Below are 17,999 nucleotides of genomic sequence, written 5' to 3' on the forward strand. Positions count from 1 at the left end.
AATAATAGAAATTACGTTGCCTGTATGCGACTGGTCCAGATCTTTGAACGGCAAATGCAGAATATGCATTACTAGAGACCGTCTCATATCGTTCAACAGCAGGTAAGCGTCAAAAGAAGTGATTGCTGCGCCGGACAGAAACACTCCTGCCAACGCTATTAGAGGGGCACTGCGGATCGCATGTTATGCTGCACGCGTCCAAGAATGACATTGACAAGCTGTGGCTGAGCCAGATTTAAGAGGGCGCTCGCTATACTTAGCAGACTAACCGTGAATAAAACACCCTTATGGATTTCAAAAGGCGTAGCACGTCTATCAAAGATGCGGTTTTCTCATTACTATTCCGCTTGTGTGGCGACATTTTCGTCCTTTGTTGGGAGTGGTTACTCACCGACTGCACGTGATATGACCCTCACAGAATCCTCGGAACGCGCGCACAGCGCCTGCACGCCTGTGACGAGGGCGCCTACGACAATAGCGAGGAGTGCGATGACCGCCCAATATCCCCATTGAACGCTTATCTTTGCGCTTCCCAGATATCGTTGCAGCATGAAGGCGGTGCCGCAGGTGCTGAGCAGTGTGATGACGAAGGCGAGCAGCACCGAGGTGACCATCGAAATGAGACCATCGAGGGCTCCCAAAATGCGCAACTGTCCGGTACTGGCACCGGATACGTATGTCAGCGCCAGATCCAGGCGTCGCCCTCGTGCGGTGATCATCAGTCCGGAGATTGCGCCCACCAAAGCGATGATGAGCGCAGGGCCGAGCATGGCCATCAGGTTCGTCAGCATGTGTGGGTTCACGTTCATGGAATGGCCGTTGCTGGCGAAATTCTTGAGGCTGTCGGTCAGCGTATGCAACACACCAGAGAAAGTCATGAGCAACGACAAGCCGGCCGTCATGGGAATGATGGTCGCGTTCTGTCGTTGGATCCTCCCAACGGCCTGCTGCCTAGCGAGTTTCCAGGTGCTGAATGGCAGGGGGAGAAGATGCGTCCATCCTTTGGTGAACCAGTGCATGACATAGGGAGCCAGAACAGCCAATGCGAAGATCAGGAGGAACATGCCTCCCATGGAGAACCCAATGAATCCTGTCACTCTGGACTCTATGGGATTCCTGCCGGAAATGTGCGTGGCGAGCTCGCCAGAGTCTATCTTGCGTGTAGCTGTCCCCGGGATGATGAGCGCGCATATCGCTCCCACGAGCAACGATGCGCCTAGCAGAACACGGAATGCGTTCACTTGTCTCGGCGGGTTTTGTGACTGCCGAAGCGCCTCTATCGGCCTGATCTTGGATAGTGTGCGCACGGTCAGCACTGTGCCTGCAAGGACGGCGACTCCGGCAATGGCCAACCCAGTGCCGATGGATGCCAGCAGCTGGGTTGCTTGATACGTCAGTTTCAGCTCGAATGCTCTGGCCAGGAGGTCGAACAGATATGGTGCTGCCAGCGGCGTCAGGAGGGATGACGCTACTGCTGCCAAGATGAATAGGACGATGATGATAGCCAGATTCCCGAAGAGCAGCTGCCAGGGCGTGGCGCCTTGAAGGACCAGCAATGCTAGTTGGTGCCTGCGCTGGTTCAGAGCGGCGGTCACGACCCACAGCATCACGAACACGGCTATGACCACGCTGAACAGCATTGCTGGGCCGGAAAGGTTGGCGCCTAACCCGGCATCCGGTCCGTGGTAAGCGGCATCAATAGCCCTGCGCGCGGCGACGATAGTGCACACAGCGGTCTGGGAAACGATTAGTGACAGCCATACGCCGGCCCATACGGCCGGGGCTGCTTTCAGATCAGAGAGTGCGCCCCTCATATGCGGGCCCCGCTCTCCGTATCAGCGTTCAGCACGTGGCCATCACGGACCTCAACGATCTGGTCGCACTGTCCGGCTACCTCTCCACTGTGGGTCACTATTACTACGGTCCTGCCCGCATCCATAGCCAGGCTTTTGAACACCTGCATGACCTTGGCGCCAGATTCCTGATCCAAGGCTCCAGTCGGCTCGTCGGCGAAAATGATATCTGCATCGGAGAGCAGCACTCGTGCAAGCGCGACACGTTGCTGCTCTCCGCCTGAGAGCATCGTCACGCTCCTTTTTTTCTCGTTTGCCAATCCGAAGTACCGCAACATCTCATCCGCTTTTTGCTTGGGGAGTCGACGGCCGCGCAGGGTGAATGGCAGCGCGAGGTTCTCCTCCACCGTCATGCTCGTGATCAGGTTGTAGGACTGAAACACGAATCCCAGATGCCGACGCCGAAACCGAGTGAGCGCGGACGCTCGCATATGCGTGATGTCATGCCCTAGAAGGGAGATGCTTCCGGATGTCGCACGTTCCAATCCCGAAAGGCAGTACAGCAAGGTGGACTTTCCGCTGCCTGAGGGGCCGACAATCCCCGTGATTCTTCCGGGCTCAGCATGGAAGTCGACATGGTCGAGGATGGTGATCGAATCATCCTTCCTCGGAGTCACCGTCATTGTCAATCCATTTGAACTCACTGAAGCACCACTCATCACCGTTCTCCCATCATCGCCGTTCTCGCGACTTATAAATCTTCATCAGAATATTGCTATGGATGCCATACAAGGATGGCGCCCATAGACTTACATGACTGTTGTCCCTGCCGTCATCAGGGCAAAAATGACAGCCCATGCCATTTTGGTGAATGCGTCATCGCAGTGGCATATTTTTGTGGATTAGCTGCAGGTCCATCAACTCCAGATATTATCATGCCCACCGCCGTGGCATGCAAATATGCTGACGCCGCTGTGATGAGCGGCTTCATCATTCATGGCGATATTACTATTCTGCAGATCGATAATGTTGTGCATTTTGTCCGTCTCTCTCCTCTCTTTCTCGTGTTTAGTGCTATTTCCAATGGTGTCTCCACTGAAAGGATCGTTAGGGCAGACGGCTGGCAAGAACTACCATGGTTGGCCTATAAGACTATTTACTGCTCAGATAACGCCAGCTGAGCCTGTCGAATAATCACAAGAGGGTCTTAAATAGGATTCTCAGGGCAGATAAGGGTTTTTATGCCAGATGAGCCCAAATTGATTAAAGCTTTTCTAATGAAGATCTAGTATTTTTTTTGGGGGGGGGGATTCGGCAACTAGGGCGCTGCCAAGTTAAGTGCAGCAAAGATACCGTCTCTGTCATGAGACAGGCCTGAGAATGCATACTGAAGCAAAGGCCTTGACGACTTCGGCCGTGTTTATGTATATTATTGGTTCAACTTGGCAAGCATCCACGCAGCGTTTTGGTCTGGCCGCCTCTGATTTCTTCCAACGGGCCTCTGAAGCGTTGACTACTCCGTGGCATAAGCAGGAGAGTGGCATGACTGGGTTGACCAGCGATCCCAAGCATGAGCAATCGACAGATACCGGCGTGATCCCGACTGCAGGGCAGGGCCATGAGCAGAGGCGCAGAGTGAATGGCCCCGTCCTCAAGGACCCTTCTATAGTAGGTGTCGATCAGGTTGCCCTTGCCCTGAATGTGGACCCCGACCGGGGCCTGGATGAGGCCGAGGCGGCGCGTCGGCTGGACAGGTTCGGTCCTAATGAGCTGGCTGGAGCGCCTCCCGTTCCTGCATGGAGGAAATTCCTTCAACAGTTCAAGGACCCCTTGGTCTATCTGCTTCTGGCAGCCACGGCCATTTCGTTGGTGGCCTGGGTGGTGGAACGCTCACATCCGGCATCAGGAGGCGGGGAGCCCCTGCCCTTTGATGCCATCGTCATCATGATCATCCTCATCCTTAATGCCGCCCTGGGGTACGCTCAGGAGGCTAAGGCCGAGCGGGCTGTGGATGCTCTGGCGAGCATGACGGCCCCGCACGCCTCGGTGCTGCGAGGCGGCCGGGTGGTCAGCCTGGAGACCAGCAGGATCGTGCCTGGTGATGTAGTAGTCCTGGCTGAAGGCGATTCGGTCGGCGCCGACGGAAGACTGTTCCAGGCCGCGGGTCTGCGCGTGGCCGAGGCATCGCTGACCGGCGAGTCGCTGCCGGTGGGCAAGCGGCCCGGTCGGCTTGACCAGCCCAAGGCTCTGGGTGACAGAACCAACATGGTCTTCAACGGCACCGCAGTGACCCAGGGGAACGGGCGCATGATCGTCACCTCTACTGGTATGGACACCCAGGTCGGGAAGATCGCCGACATGCTGGCTGATACCCAGGAGGAACCCACGCCCCTACAGAAGGAGATGGCCCGCGTCTCCAAGCTCCTCGGACTGGCCGTCTGCTTGATTGCCGCCCTGGTTTTGGCTGCTTTGGCCCTGATGGAAGGCTTTCAGACAACCCAGGATCTGATTGATTCCCTGCTCATGGCCGTATCCCTGGCCGTAGCTGCTGTGCCGGAGGGGCTGACGGCCATCCTGACTGTGGTTCTCGCCCTGGGCGTGCAGCGCATGGCCAAGCATCATGCCATCGTCAAGAAGCTCAGCTCGGTGGAGACCCTGGGATCGGCATCAGTCATCTGCTCCGACAAGACAGGGACTCTTACACGCAATGAAATGACCGTTGAACGGGTGGTCGTCCCCTCGGGGCAGGTCAGGCTCACTGGCACCGGGTACGCTCCGGAGGGAACCATGCAGCCGGTCGAGGCCAGTGGGTCAGATGATCAACAACTGACAGATACCATTGGTTCATCTCTGGCTGAGGCAGTGGAAGAGACCCTGATGGTCGGGGCCATCGCCAACGACGGAGACCTGCATTGGCAGCCGGTCGAGGCCGAACCTGATTCCCAGACCCAGTCTGGATCCGGGCAGGGTCACTGGCAGAGCGTCGGCGATCCCACGGAGGTCTCTCTGATTGTCGCCGCTCGCAAAGTCGGCGCTGATGCCAAGGCTGACGGCTACCGTCGTCTGGCTGAGATTCCTTTCACGTCCGAGCGCAAGCTCATGTCGGTCCTGGCCGCTCCGCGTGACGGCAGCGAAGGGCAATCGCGCCTCTTCTGCAAGGGTGCTCCCGATGTGCTGCTCGGCCGGTGCGACCGGATTCTCGAAGACAGCCAGGTCAGGCCTATGACTAGCGCTGACCGGGAGAGGATACTCGCCCAAGTCAGCCATCTGTCCGGCGATGCCTACAGGACTCTGGGACAGGCTTTCCGGCCTGTATCCGGTCAGGAACTGTCGTCCCTGACCGAAGATGACGAGGGGGAGAGGCCGTCAAGCATGATTGGGACAGGCCAGACGGACCGTTTGTCTAAGGAGACTCAGCGTGCTTCCGCAGTTCTCCTGTCTGCGGACAAGGTATTCCAGGAGAGCGCCCATTTGGAAAGCGATTTGATCTGGGCGGGCATGGTCGGCATCATCGATCCGCCTCGGACTGAGGTACGCCAGGCTGTGGCTCAGGCTCACAGTGCCGGCATCAGAACGATCATGATCACTGGCGACCATCCATTCACTGCGGCCAGGATCGCGGGTGACCTGGGCATCACCGAGCCCGGCGGCCCCGCCTGCACCGGCGAGCAGCTGGATGCCATGGACGCGGACCAGCTTCGGGAGACCACCTCCAAGGTCTCCGTCTACGCTCGCGTGGCCCCCGAGCACAAGCTGAAGATCGTCGAATCGCTTCAGGACCAGGGCAAGGTCGTGGCCATGACCGGCGACGGCGTCAACGACGCCCCCGCTGTAAAGGCTGCGGACATCGGCGTGGCCATGGGCATCACCGGGACCGAGGTCACCAAGGAGTCGGCCAAGATGATTCTGGCGGACGACAATTTCGCCACCATCGTCCAGGCTGTACGAGAGGGCCGGGGCATATTCGACAACATCCGCAAGTTCCTGCGCTACCTGCTCAGCTCCAACATGGGCGAGGTTTTCACGGTCTTCGGCGGCGTGGTCTTCGCCGGTCTTCTGGGCATATCGCAGCCCGGCATGGCAGGCGTGACCGTGCCGCTGCTGGCCACCCAGCTGCTCTGGATCAACCTCCTGACCGACGCGGCTCCCGCGCTGGCCATGGGCGTGGATCCGCAGACCGACGATCTGATGGACCGCCCGCCCCGCTCCATCCATGACCGGGTGATCGACCGGGACATGTGGGTTGACATCATCTACATAGGCCTGGTCATGGCTGCGGTCACCCTGATCGGCATGGACATGCATCTGAGCGGCGGCATCTTCACCGACAGGTCCGTTCAGGCGATTGGTCACGAGGCGCAGATCAGGGAGGCGCGGACCATGGGCTTCACCATCCTGGTCTTCTCCCAGCTCTTCAACGCGCTTGCCTCCCGATCTTCACGGAAGTCGACCTTCCTGGGGCTCTTCAGCAATCTCTGGCTCTGGGGTGCCATCGGCATCTCCATACTGCTCCAGCTTCTGGTGATCTATGTGCCCTTCCTGGGCGAGGCTTTCGGCACCGTCCCCCTCCAACCCCAGGCTTGGCTGGAGTGCATCGCGCTGGCTTCCCTGGTCCTGGTCGCTTCGGAGCTGCGCAAACTGTTCAACTGGGCAGTCAGACGGATACGGGCATGATCAATTCCTCCTGATGCGGTGATTGCGCTAGACATTGCCGCATCGGGATTGCCTCCTATGGCCTCATCCGTGGCTCGAACCTGTTCCTGCGCCTGTCCCCGCTTATCCGCATACTGGCAAATATGGGGAACGATGAGCAACAGCATGCAATGGATGTTTTGTCATATTGGTGCGCGGTTGAACTGTTCTCGCCACAAAATTGGAGGGATAACCAGCTCATTGCTTTATCCTCCTCCCGCAACGACGACCAAAGGGTAAGCGTTTCTGAGCAGGAGCGACTTCCATGGGATGGCATTCATGCTGATCTTCTCATCGGGCCGGTTGACAATGAGCATCGTTCCTATACAAACCTCTATAACGACCTGCAGAGCAGGAAAATATACCGGCTGCAGACAGACATGAACGCCCGGCTGACCAAACCTTTCTCGTTTGCAGAAGATACTGAGAGCTGGTTACGGTCCCAGGCGTTCAAATCGGGACTCGACGAACAGGCCATAACTGGTCTTCTTGAAGAAACAAATCAGCTATGGCGTGGAATAGTGAATCAATCCGACCCTCTGCCGGTAGGTACCAAGCTGACGGATTCCATGGTTTTGTGTCTTCTAAGGGTAGTGAGAGAGCTGGCAATAAAAGTCCGGCGGCACGGCGTAGCCTGCGCTGTTTACTGTAAGGACTACGACCCCCGGTTTGTCTCTTCCCCTGTCCTGCGGGCGGTGAAGCTGAAACGAAACCGGAAAACATTAGAGACGTATATAGATTGCCCGTGGCTTCATCATGAACGTTTCCGAATAGCTGTCGGACTCCGCCAGGATGTGGTCACGAATGCGTTGATGACTGCAGCTAGACTTGTCCGAAATCTGTCATCTGTAGAAGAGATAGCTCAAAACGAGACAATGCTGGAACTTGCTCATCGCCAGTACAAGCGCGGAGGCGGTCTTGGTGTCATGGCTTCTCTTATAGAGTTTTGCATAGGGGATGACGGCAGATTGGTCTTAGGATCGCTGGCTATCTCTCAATATGCTAAAGCTGTTTCTTGCTTGTTCAATCATCGAGGTTGGCCTGATTGCCCGACTGGGTGGCCTGATATTACCGAACTCGATGGGGCAGAGAACGAAATCGAATCGTATTTCAACACTTCAGTGTGCAAGGAACTCAAAGATGCACAGGGGCAGATAACGCACGAGAAACGCCCGGTTACCAAAAACGACATAAGAGAGCTTATTCGTAGGACGACAAACTTGATGAGGCTTGACGACCATAGTATAAGTTGTTCGCCTCTTTTCTCCCCGCAAGACGGATCGCCTCTGATGTGTAATTATGTCAATTGCCATTTGGAAGCTGATTCGGAATATCTCAATGGCGGGTTAATCGACTCCTTCTTCTTAGACGATTTGGAAAAGCTTCACAACGACGGACCAAACAATTTTTCTCGTCCAGTCAGGAGTTATCTGTCGATGAGCCATCCTCGACGATTCAATTTGGCTGAGGATTCAAAGGGTCTTCTCGTTGATGGTGCTGTGAAACCTTCCAGTATGCCGATTGGAAGATGGCCTAGTGCTTCCAATCAGTTCCAGTCCGTTGGACAGCAGTTTGCCATTAATCAAATACGTGCAGTTGCAGAAGGAATCTGTGGCTCACCGCTATTAGGTGTCAATGGGCCCCCCGGTACTGGTAAGACTACCCTTTTGAAGGATGTAGTAGCCGAGATTATCGTTGCACGAGCTAAACGATTGGCGAAATTACAGCAGCCTGACGATATTTTCAAGTATCAACGTCATGCCACGGATATTTTCGATCGGCGCAAGAGCTATAAATATTGGACGCTTGATCCGTCGGTGACTGGTTTTGAGATTGTTGTGGCTTCGAGCAACAACAAGGCTGTTGAGAATGTCAGCCAAGAACTGCCTAGAGCCGACGCTATAGACAGTGAGTGGGAATCCTATATCGAAAGCATGTGGAAACAGGCACCTCGTGGGTTTGATTTTCGGGACATTGCTACATTAATTCTCAATAGTCAGGATAAGCATAATGGGGGTAAACCCTCCAATGACCGCTCAACCTGGGCTCTAATATCCGCAGTTTTGGGTAATAGGCGCAATAAAAAGCGCTTCTTGGGTTCTTTCAAGAATGAGTTTGTATATAATTTTTTGAAGAATTTATCTACAACGACAAGTGTAATTGACGGATGGGATGAAGCCAAAAGAGGATTCAATGATGCTCTGAAGAAAGAAGAGCACATTCGTGCTCAAAAAGTGTATGAGTATAACCTCGTTCGTTCTTATTCAGACCTGTGTGATCAACGATCCGCTCTTTCGGCCAAGCTTGATGAATTAAAGATAATGCGGCACGACTTGAAAGTCGAGCAGATGCAGTACGAGAGACAGATCATAGCTGTAAAAGAGCGGCTGTCAAAAGCCAAGCAAGCTGCCGATGTCGCATGCGCTGCCCAGGAGCAAGCCGAAACTGCCTATGAGGATCATCTATCATCTTGTCGGGCACATCCTTTGAAACATCTTTTCCAAAAAACGAAAGAACAACAACAGGATGAGCGCAAGAAACGCACTACTCTGGAAAAGGCGTGGAAGGAAAGGGGCTATTGCGACGCCGAAGTTGATGTTGCCAGTCAGGAGTTATCTTTTTTGCAGGATAGCCTTGATGATGCGAAACAAGATTCAGAGAATTGCGAAAAACAAGCTACAGACCTGTTCGATCAGCTAACTACGGTAGAAAGACAAATTGCTGAAGCCGAGCAGATTCAGTGGCCCAGGCCCGACATTGGCGATGACCATGTTGCGTGGATGGATCAGGAATGGAGCAAGGCGCGGACGAAGGTCTACATTAAAGCGCTGGCTCTTCATCAGCAGGCCATCATAGGTGCTGCCCACCAGTTCATGTGCAATCTTTCCCTGGCTTGCGCCGTGATGCAGTCGAATGGCTTTACGGATGACGAGAGGTTGGTGGCTTGGCAGACTTTCTTCCTGGTGATCCCAGTCGTTTCCTCGTCCTTTGCATCAATATCCAGAATGTTTTCAGGGATAGGCAAGGAGGCGCTCGGCTGGGCGATTGTGGATGAGGCCGGACAGGCCCTGCCTCAGGCTGCGGCTGGTCTGCTGCAGCGGGTGAAACATGCGGTTGCAGTTGGAGATCCTATGCAGCTTCAGCCCGTGGATACCATGCCCAAGCCGATGCGTGAACTCCTGGCGAGCACTCATCACCTCCAGCGCCTGGGACTGGAATCTGAAAACATGCAGGCCTTGGTCGATTACCAGACTCCTTGCGGCCTTTTGGACGAGACGGACGACCACTGGCTGGGGATGCCTCTGGTGGTGCATCGGCGCTGTGATGAACCCATGTTCTCCATATGCAACGATATGGCCTACTCCGGCAGGATGGTTCGCGTAGGGCCGGAGCATCATCCCTGTTCCTATCCTTCCGGGCCTCATGCGGGAGATGAGCTGCCGGACTCCTGCTGGTACAATGTGCCGCCTAATTCCGGCGAAACCGGGAGAACGCAATGGAGGCCGCAGGAAGGCTACGAACTACACAAGCGTCTGTGCGGGCTCTTCAAGGGTGGGATCGACCCCACCAATATTCTGGTCATCGCTCCGTTCAGAGCTGTGGCTAACCAGGTGCGTGACACCTTCGCGGATGCCTTGCGGCAATGCACTGGTTGCAATGGCAGCGAAGCGAACCGGCTGGCATCGAGCCAGGCCGGAACCGTCCACACCTCTCAGGGGCGGGAAGCCGATGTGGTCTTTATAGTCCTTGGCAGCAGAGCTGGCAGGCGTGGAGAAGGCTCTCGTTCATGGGTTAACGGGTCGCCCAATCTGCTCAACGTCGCTGTGTCGCGAGCCAAGTGCCGTGTCTACGTGGTCGGCAATCTTGCTGATTGGAAGAATGGAACCTATACGTCCAGGATCGCAAAGGACCTACCGGTGGAGGCGAGCGCAGAAAACTGAGTGGAGCTGGAAAGGTGCGGCTAGAATTCCTTTTGATACAGCACGTCATCCTCAGTCTGTAAGACCAATACTTTTGTTGCAGATTAAAAAGTGAGGCAGGGTTATTAGTGACTTTGCCTTACGCTTTGACTGCCCGTTTATTCTCGCTTGACTGCATTCAGAATAGGGCCGGAATGGCAATCGGCGTAAAACCTCTGACGTAGCGTGGCTATGATTAATCAGCTGCCTGGTTCCAAGGCTATTGCCCTTAAGAGGTGAGCGTAGCTGAGTTCAGTGTCTTTCTCGTTCGGGCGGTTTGGTTGTAGTAGAAGACCGGTTGACTATCGCTTTCGTAGAGATCCGCTTCGTCAAAGTTGGCTTGGAAGCATGAGTAGTCGGAATCGCCCAGCGCAGCATGAAGCAATGGATGCATGCTATTGCTGTCAGCTATACACATTGATGCCTTACCATGCACTGCAATTTTGCATTAAAGTAAGAAATCAGCTGTAATTTTGCACTTTAATGCAAAATTATAGACAACGAGGAAGGTGGGCTCCGATGGAGAAGATGTCTCAGATTACGGTGCGTATATCCGATGCAGACAAGCAACAGGTGGATCGTATCGTGAAGGAGCTTGGTCTGGATATGACTACGGTCACCAGAGCCTTTTACAAGCAGATCATTCGGGAGCAGCGGATCCCCTTGGACTTCAGCCTGGGCCTACCTGCCGAAACCGAGGAGGCCTTGGAGGAATCGCGCCGTCTGGCCATGAGGGGGAAGACTAAGGGGTACGCCACAGGAAAGGACTTGGTGGATGGCGTGCTAGCAGCTGCTGGCGTGGACCGATGAGGCTTGCGCTGGTTCCCACTGGTGCTTTTACGAGAGACCTGAAGCGCCTGGCCCGCAGGCATGTCCCATTAGAGTCGGTCGAGGAGGTGCTAGATTTGATAGCGGAGAATTCTGAAGCGTCGCTCCAGACATTGAAGGCGCATCATCGGATGCATATGCTGCAAGGCTATGCGGCTGTTTATGAGTGCCATGTGGGCAATGCTGGAGATCTGCTGCTGGTGTGGCATAGGGAGGGCGACGCTGCCTATATGCTGCGAGTAGGTTCCCACGATCAGGTGTTGGGTAGGCGCGGTAGATACTGATCCCCAGCAAATGAATCAAGGCTATATATCAGGTGCTCAGCACGCTGTTGCCCAGGCGAATGGTCTGGATATATGCTGTGTCGGGGTTGTAGCACTTGGGTATGGCGGGAGATACTCACGCTCTCGTGGTATGAATCTTTTACGGAGCATAGTGGCTGGTATTAAATAATCGGTAATCCAAAGTGCCCCCCGTGGGACTCGAACCCACAACCCACGACTTAAAAGGACGCTGCTCTAACCATTGAGCCAGAGGGGCAACAGCTCAACACTACATGTTTGTCTTGGATTTTTCCAGTTGGCGGCAAGCCGGTTCTCTGGCGAAGCAAGACCGAGAACCCGTACAGATCAACGAAGAATATCAACTTGAAACGCTACCTTTCCGCCCACTTAAGAAGGTTGTTGGGATGCGTGGGGGAGGGGTGGGGCAAACTCTGAACCTGCCAACGGGATCCGTGCCGGACAGTAAACCAACCTGTCTGCCAAAAGCTTCTGCCAAAGCGTAGGGTAGCTTCCTACCCGTTGCGCAGTGAGTCGGACAATGTTTTGCCATCTGCAGATGGCGAACTGGCGAGCGACGTTGATTCCCCGTACTCGGATTGAGAGAATCATCCCTGCGAGGCGATCTCTTGTCCTCGCAACTGCGCTGAGGGAGGGAGCTCCGATGAAACATCCGGCTCAATGCGCATCGCCGCATGTACAGAGCGGCACAGGCTCATACTGGCATTCACCCGTTTGCAGGCGCGGGATACTGCTATGAAGTGTACCGTCGATCCTTCCGGCCAGGGCGAGTCCTTCGCCATTCGCGCATCCGGCCTGTGCAAGCAGGTTTCGCCCAGGAAAAGGGAGACCATAACTCTTTTGGAGAATGTGGAGTTCACTGCTTCCTGGAGAGCCCTGACCGGGATTATAGGGCCATCGGGCAGCGGCAAATCAACTCTGCTCTACTGCCTGGCTGGTCTCGAACCCGTCAGCTCGGGCCAGGTGGAAGTCCTGGGTCGTCGCATCTCTGCCATGGGGTCTGCAGCGTCAGCGCGATTCCGCCGCGCGCACTTGGGCTTCGTTTTCCAGTCCTATAATCTCGTGCCTTCGATGAGTGTGGAGGACAACCTCAAGCTGCCCTTCATTCTGCGCAAGACCCGCTGGCCGGAAGATCGGGCGGTCAAGTTGCTGAACAGACTGGGCATCGGGGGACTGGTCAAGGCCAATGTGACCCTCCTGTCAGGGGGCGAGCAGCAACGTGTGGCCTTGGCCCGCGCGTTGATTTCGGATCCCGATATCATCTTCGCCGATGAGCCTACTGGCGCCCTTGACCAGGAGACTGGCAATGCGGTCGTCAATGAACTCGCCGCCTTCGCCGATCGACCGGGCCACGCAGTGATTATGGTCACCCACAGTCCGGAAGTCGCCTCCCGCTGCAACACCCTGGTGCATCTGTGCGACGGTCGCATAGCCGCAGCCGACAAGGTTCCCATGCCGAATGCGGGCAGCTGATGCGACTTCTTCTGCGAGATTTCAAGGATGCCCCCTTGGCTTGGTCTGGCGTCGCCCTCGTGCTGATCGCCTCGCAAACCACGATCGGCCTGCTTGCCATGATGCTCTCTTCAGCCAGGGCCCTGGGTGATCTTCCCGGCATGGCCGAGCAAGGCCGCACCGCCTACCAAAATTTGATGATCCCCTTTGTAGCACTTCTCGTTGCCGCAGTATTGATCGTTCTGCAAGTCGTTTCGTCGCTGATCAACCAGCGCAGACGCAACCTTGCCCTATTAGCCCTGCAAGGCGCCACGCCCTGGCAGCTGACTTCATTGACCTGTCTGCGCGTGCTCATTTTGGCGCTCGCGGCCAGTTTGGTCTCGCTGACGGCCTCTTTTCTGCTGGTTCGCCCCCTCTACGCCTGGGAGACCTCGCAGTTTCTGATCGGCAAGCAGCCTTTCATCGTCAGCCACCAGCTTGCTTCCTGGGCAGCAGGGACCTCATGCGGAGTACTGGTGGCCTTGGTCGGCACGCTGCTGACCATCCGAACCATCAGCCAGATCAGTCCGGTGGAATCCCTGCGGGCCGCAATCATCCCTCCAAAAGCAGCGGGTTTGGTTCGTTGTATCGCCGCTGCCTTGTGTCTGTTGGTAGCGTCGGCGGTTATGTTGATGCCGATTATGCAGGCTAGGACTATACCTGATGAGCAACTGGTCCGTTTGCACACCGCGGCGCCCATCCTGCCTATCGCCATGGGCAGCACTTTCGGTTTCATGCTCCTGCTGGCTGCAATCTGTTTGGCGGGTCCCTCCCTGCTGGGTGCGGTCACCAGCGGCTGGACCAGGCTCGTCGCTCTTCACAGCCCCTCATGGCTGATCGCCTGCCGGCAAGCCAGCGCCCGCATGCGTAGTCTCAGCTCCACGGTCCTACCGCTGGTCGTGGGGGTTTCATTGCTGATGATGACCGATTCCTTCTACCAGACCAGCGCCGATTCCAGTCATCTGCTGCCTCCCAACCTGGATGTCAGCAGCTCTGATTTCTCCATGCTCATTACCCTTCTGGGCCCCGCACTGGTCGTCACGCTGGCTGGAGTATGCGCAGGATACCTGATCTCAGCCCATGGTCGAAGCCTGGATCTGTCCCTTATCTCGATCGCTGGCGCGGATCCGAACCAACTTGAGCTCATGTCCGCTCTCGAAGGGCTCATCATGGCGACTACTGCCGTACTCATATCCTTCACCTCCAGCATCCTGCCCGTCATAGCTTACGCTGCCGGATTCCGCAAGGTCTTCGGCGCTGCCAGCATTGGCATACCTTGGGCTCATTGGGCGCTGGTCTACCTGCTTCTGTCTTCTGCGGCATCGTTGGCTTCGTGGGCCACGGTGCGCAAATCAGCAGGTCGTTCCCCTGCCGGTGTGATAGCACAGTACACTGGCGAATGAACCTGGGCATCCTCGGCATACGGCGTGAGGGGGCGCGATGAAGGGCATGGCAACCTACCTATTCGAGCTGTTGAGCAATCAACGCTTGACCAGATTTGTCGCGCCTCTGCTGAGCCTGGCGTATACGCTTCTTTATGTCAGCGCCCCCATGTTTCCTCCAGTCTGGGCCGAGAACATTCCTTTGCCCGTTTGGAAGACTGTCATCGGCCTGATCGGACTCCTGTGTTCCTGCCTGTCGTACTGGAGCAGACAATTTCCCCTGCTCATCACGACCGTGGAGACCCTGGTATACATCGGCCTGTCATTTGCCGCCTCGGACGATAGCTTCCTGATACCTCTGGTAGGCGCTCTTTATTTCTGTGTCTGTTTATCGTCAGCACCCAGGATTGCGGCAGGCGTGAGTGAGGCAGTCGCGGCCGTCAGCCTGGTCACTGTCAGTATGCATGCCGGGCACATGCTCTTTCTGGAATGGTCGGCTCGGATGGCAGTCATCATGGCTGTAGTGGCCGCTGCCGTAGCTGTCAGATCCTACCGGATTCGGCGCGAGACGCAACGGCGTGAGGAGCAGGAGCGCATCCGCTCTGAAATGCTTGCCAGGCAAAGGGATCAGGCTATATCACGTGCCCAGGTAGCAGGGGAGTTGCACGATAGCGTGGGCCACGACCTCACCACGATCATCGCCCTGACCCAGGGATTCGCTGACTCGGTTGAGATCGAAGAGCTGCAAGAGGTGCTTAAGGGCGTCAACCAAGTGGCTAGGGATGGGTTGTCTGACACCCGACAAGCCGTCCGTACCCTTGTCCAGGGGCATGAGGCGCTGCCTGAAGAGTCCGATGATGATGGGTGCAGGTTTGGCTCCAGGCTGCACACGCTCGACGAACTCGACACCGTGATCGCCCATGCTCGCGCGGCTGGGCTGGCTGTCGTGTCTACTAAAACAGGCCATCATCGGCACGATCCCAGACAGGACAACCTCTGCTTCATCGTCAGCAGGGAGGCCATCACCAACACGCTCCGGCATGCCTCAGACCCGAGCACCATCGTCATCTCCCGTGACTATGGACAGGACGGCACCCTCCGCATCAGCATCCACGACGATGGGCATGGGGATGAGCATGGGCCAGTCTTGGGCGATCAGCAACCAGCCATTCATGATCATCCAGGAGTGGGGCTCAAACAGATTGGCGAGCAATGCCGACTGATGGGAGGGAGTCTGAGTTGCGGACCGAGCGAGAACGGGGGATGGACGGTAAAAGCCGTCCTGCCTGGCACCAGCGAGAAAGGGTGCAACGCCCATGATTGACCTGATGCTGGTCGATGACCTTGCGCTCCTCCGCAAGGGGTTGGTACGCATGATTGAGGCCGACCACGATTTACAGGTAGTCAGACAAGCCTCCAACGGTCAGGAGGCGGTGACCATGCTTCGGGAGATGAAAGCAGCCGCCCAGCCGTTGCCTCGAGTGATCCTGATGGACGTTCGCATGCCGGTGATGGACGGCATCAGTGCCACTGCGGTCATTGCCAAGGAGTTCCCCGACATTCGCACGCTGATTCTGACCACCTATGACGAAGACGATTACGCCTTCACCGGTCTGCACGCAGGCGCCTACGGCTTTCTGCTCAAGGATGTATCTACGAGAGATCTGCACCGAGCCATTCACGCAGTGGCTGACGGAGACGCAGTGCTCACCCCCCGTATTACAGCAGAGCTCATCAACCGCGACAGAGCCTATGCCCGGCATAAGATCAGTGACCCGCAGGCCAGGCAGCAGCTGGATAAGTTGACCCCCAGGGAGTGCGAGATAGCCGGGCTCATCGCTCAAGGGCTCTCCAACCAGGAAATAGCCCAGCGCCTCACTCTCGAAATCACCTCCGTCCGGCGCTACGTAAGCCGCATACTCGACAAGACCGGTCTGCGAGATCGTACGCAAATTGTCATCACATGGTTTCAGGCCGGAATGTCTGACTGACGATCCCTGATCGGCCATTCCGGGCATTGCGGGGAGAAAAGCAGAAAGAATGACAGATTCCAGAGCGACTCTTTCGCTGACCTGATGAGGCCGAAGCCAGGGACTAAAGCCCAGAACGTAAGTTTGGGAGAACTTTTATTGAACATTGTGATTCTTGCTGTATTGAGTTTCAACTATTCAGTTATGCACGTGATGTCCCGGCGACACTGGTTCCCTTTTGAAACTTCAGTTCTCTTGAATGCTGCTCAAGTAAGCTGAATCACAACTGTTGGTCAGGTTGCAGCTGATAAAGGGTGGTCAAGCATTCGATATAGGAGGTGGATCGTGGGAATCCGTCTGGTGAGGATGGACCAGCCAGGGGCGGTGGACACCGAAGTGATTTGGGAATATCTGCAGTCCTGTCGTGCCCGGACTGAGGATGAAGCGGCTGGTCTCGGCCCCTTGGAGGGCTGCCACAGCCTGGATGAGGTTCGTCGGTTTGGTCTGCCGGAGGTGGCTCGTCAGGCGCGTGGTGATGATCTGCCGTCGGGATTTGTGCCCGCTCTGCAGTTCGCCGCCCTGGACCCCGACGGCAAACTGGTGGGAACGATCCAGCTGAGGCTGCGGCTTACCGAGGCGCTTCTGCGCACAGGCGGCAACATCGGCTATTCAGTTCGTCCGGACTGTCGTCGGCGGGGCTATGCCGGACTGATGCTGGATGGCTGTCTGCGACGGGCGGCCGCTCTGGGCATGCGCCGGGTCCTGATTACCTGCTCTCCATCGAACCTGGCTAGTCGCCGGACCATCCTCTCGTGTGGCGGGCAACTGGAGAATGTGCTCCCTAGCAGATCTGGTCAGCCAGTAGAACGGTATTGGATTGAGCTGCCTACCGAGTCAACAGGCCAAAGAACACGTCAGCATGAACCAGTGTGAAAGAGACCGATAGATTCCTCGTGTTGTAGCGCGTCTGAGGGGTTCTTCTGAGAGAATGGCAGGTATGGTCTGGCTGATTGTCCTGGTATGGGTGCTGGTGGTTGCGGCATTCATCGTATTTGTCATGCGCTTGGCGCTTGGTGAGTCCCAGGACCGTGCCTTCTCCCAGTCTCTGGATGAGCGTGTACGCCGGGCGGCCCGCCGTCAGCAGGAACGAGAGAATAAACTGCCACGTATAGCAGGAGGGCATCTGTCTTTTGCCCCTGGATCGGACGAGGGCGCATCAACTGCTGAAGATACCGAACATCCCTATCCGGTCTATGTCAATTCCTCCTCCGTGGTGGAGGTTCGAGGCATGCTGGCCTCCGATTCCACGGACGAGATAAATCTGCCTCGGCCCCCAAGCGCTGATTCCGCGTCCTCGACCAGCCCGAGACAAAAGAAGAATGTTGTACCGTCGGTTTCTGCGACCTCTGGGCCTCCAGCCCCCAGGAGCTCCACCCTGCGATCATCAAGCCCTGAGCCTTCGCGTCGGCAGCGACGGGAGCCTCAGCCCACCACCTCCGACATCATGCCCGCAGTCCAGAGCGGTCCGCAGGCGGGAACGAGCCATCCGAGCGGGAAGTGACCGCTGGTGGTGACCATCCGT

The 17,999-nt window shown here is 56.3% G+C and carries 13 protein-coding genes and 1 tRNA gene; 11 read left to right on the top strand and 3 right to left on the bottom strand.

Going from position 1 to position 17,999, the window contains the following annotated elements; genetic code table 11:
• Nucleotides 1-383: 383 nt before the first annotated feature.
• Nucleotides 384-1,730 carry an FtsX-like permease family protein gene (locus tag FPK30_RS00685; protein WP_222102852.1) on the bottom strand — a complete coding sequence of 449 codons (1,347 nt, stop codon included), beginning with the start codon at nucleotides 1,728-1,730 and terminating at the stop codon, nucleotides 384-386.
• A gap of 80 nt (nucleotides 1,731-1,810) precedes the next feature.
• Nucleotides 1,811-2,512, bottom strand: a complete 702-nt coding sequence (locus FPK30_RS00690) for an ABC transporter ATP-binding protein (protein WP_052690805.1) — start codon at nucleotides 2,510-2,512, stop codon at nucleotides 1,811-1,813.
• 75 nt (nucleotides 2,513-2,587) lie between these two features.
• Here FPK30_RS00690 and FPK30_RS00695 point away from each other — a divergent pair, with 75 nt between their 5' ends.
• From FPK30_RS00695 to FPK30_RS08330, 5 genes are all read left to right on the top strand, one after another.
• Nucleotides 2,588-2,974 carry a hypothetical protein gene (locus FPK30_RS00695; protein WP_144084896.1) on the top strand — a complete coding sequence of 129 codons (387 nt, stop codon included), beginning with the start codon at nucleotides 2,588-2,590 and terminating at the stop codon, nucleotides 2,972-2,974.
• 454 nt (nucleotides 2,975-3,428) lie between these two features.
• Nucleotides 3,429-6,467: a cation-translocating P-type ATPase gene (locus tag FPK30_RS00700; RefSeq protein WP_415873695.1), complete on the top strand. Its 3,039-nt coding sequence runs from the start codon at nucleotides 3,429-3,431 to the stop codon at nucleotides 6,465-6,467.
• A 122-nt stretch (nucleotides 6,468-6,589) separates the two neighbouring features.
• The gene (locus FPK30_RS00705) at nucleotides 6,590-10,426 is read left to right on the top strand and encodes a DEAD/DEAH box helicase (RefSeq protein ID WP_144084898.1); all 3,837 of its coding nucleotides are present in this window, start codon (nucleotides 6,590-6,592) and stop codon (nucleotides 10,424-10,426) included.
• Between the two features lie 537 nt (nucleotides 10,427-10,963).
• The gene (locus tag FPK30_RS00710; protein WP_144084899.1) at nucleotides 10,964-11,254 is read left to right on the top strand and encodes a type II toxin-antitoxin system RelB/DinJ family antitoxin; all 291 of its coding nucleotides are present in this window, start codon (nucleotides 10,964-10,966) and stop codon (nucleotides 11,252-11,254) included.
• A complete protein-coding gene (locus FPK30_RS08330; protein ID WP_144084900.1) occupies nucleotides 11,251-11,556 on the top strand; it encodes a type II toxin-antitoxin system RelE/ParE family toxin in 306 nt (101 codons plus the stop codon). Before FPK30_RS00710 ends, FPK30_RS08330 begins: the two co-directional genes overlap by 4 nt.
• A 183-nt stretch (nucleotides 11,557-11,739) precedes the next feature.
• On the opposite strand, the gene FPK30_RS00720 is transcribed toward FPK30_RS08330, so the two are convergent.
• Nucleotides 11,740-11,812, bottom strand: a tRNA-Lys gene (locus tag FPK30_RS00720).
• 497 nt (nucleotides 11,813-12,309) lie between these two features.
• Between FPK30_RS00720 and FPK30_RS00725 the strand changes: the two genes are divergently transcribed.
• The 6 genes from FPK30_RS00725 to FPK30_RS00750 all read left to right on the top strand — a co-directional run bounded on the left by FPK30_RS00725 (nucleotide 12,310) and on the right by FPK30_RS00750 (nucleotide 17,978).
• The gene (locus FPK30_RS00725) at nucleotides 12,310-13,047 is read left to right on the top strand and encodes an ABC transporter ATP-binding protein (RefSeq protein WP_144084901.1); all 738 of its coding nucleotides are present in this window, start codon (nucleotides 12,310-12,312) and stop codon (nucleotides 13,045-13,047) included.
• Nucleotides 13,047-14,468 carry an FtsX-like permease family protein gene (locus FPK30_RS00730; RefSeq protein ID WP_144084902.1) on the top strand — a complete coding sequence of 474 codons (1,422 nt, stop codon included), beginning with the start codon at nucleotides 13,047-13,049 and terminating at the stop codon, nucleotides 14,466-14,468. Before FPK30_RS00725 ends, FPK30_RS00730 begins: the two co-directional genes overlap by 1 nt.
• A 397-nt stretch (nucleotides 14,469-14,865) precedes the next feature.
• Complete coding sequence (locus FPK30_RS00735; protein WP_186279310.1) at nucleotides 14,866-15,771, top strand: sensor histidine kinase; 906 nt, start codon at nucleotides 14,866-14,868, stop codon at nucleotides 15,769-15,771.
• The gene (locus FPK30_RS00740; RefSeq protein WP_144084904.1) at nucleotides 15,764-16,438 is read left to right on the top strand and encodes a response regulator; all 675 of its coding nucleotides are present in this window, start codon (nucleotides 15,764-15,766) and stop codon (nucleotides 16,436-16,438) included. The genes FPK30_RS00735 and FPK30_RS00740 overlap by 8 nt, the downstream gene beginning before the upstream one ends.
• A gap of 324 nt (nucleotides 16,439-16,762) precedes the next feature.
• Complete coding sequence (locus FPK30_RS00745; protein ID WP_144084905.1) at nucleotides 16,763-17,350, top strand: GNAT family N-acetyltransferase; 588 nt, start codon at nucleotides 16,763-16,765, stop codon at nucleotides 17,348-17,350.
• A 64-nt stretch (nucleotides 17,351-17,414) separates the two neighbouring features.
• Nucleotides 17,415-17,978, top strand: coding sequence for a hypothetical protein (locus FPK30_RS00750; RefSeq protein WP_144084906.1), 564 nt, complete (start codon nucleotides 17,415-17,417; stop codon nucleotides 17,976-17,978).
• The last annotated feature ends 21 nt before the right edge of the window (nucleotides 17,979-17,999 follow it).

Source organism: Bifidobacterium apousia, from assembly GCF_007559275.1.
In the GTDB taxonomy this organism is placed as follows: Bacteria; Actinomycetota; Actinomycetes; order Actinomycetales; family Bifidobacteriaceae; genus Bombiscardovia; species Bombiscardovia apousia.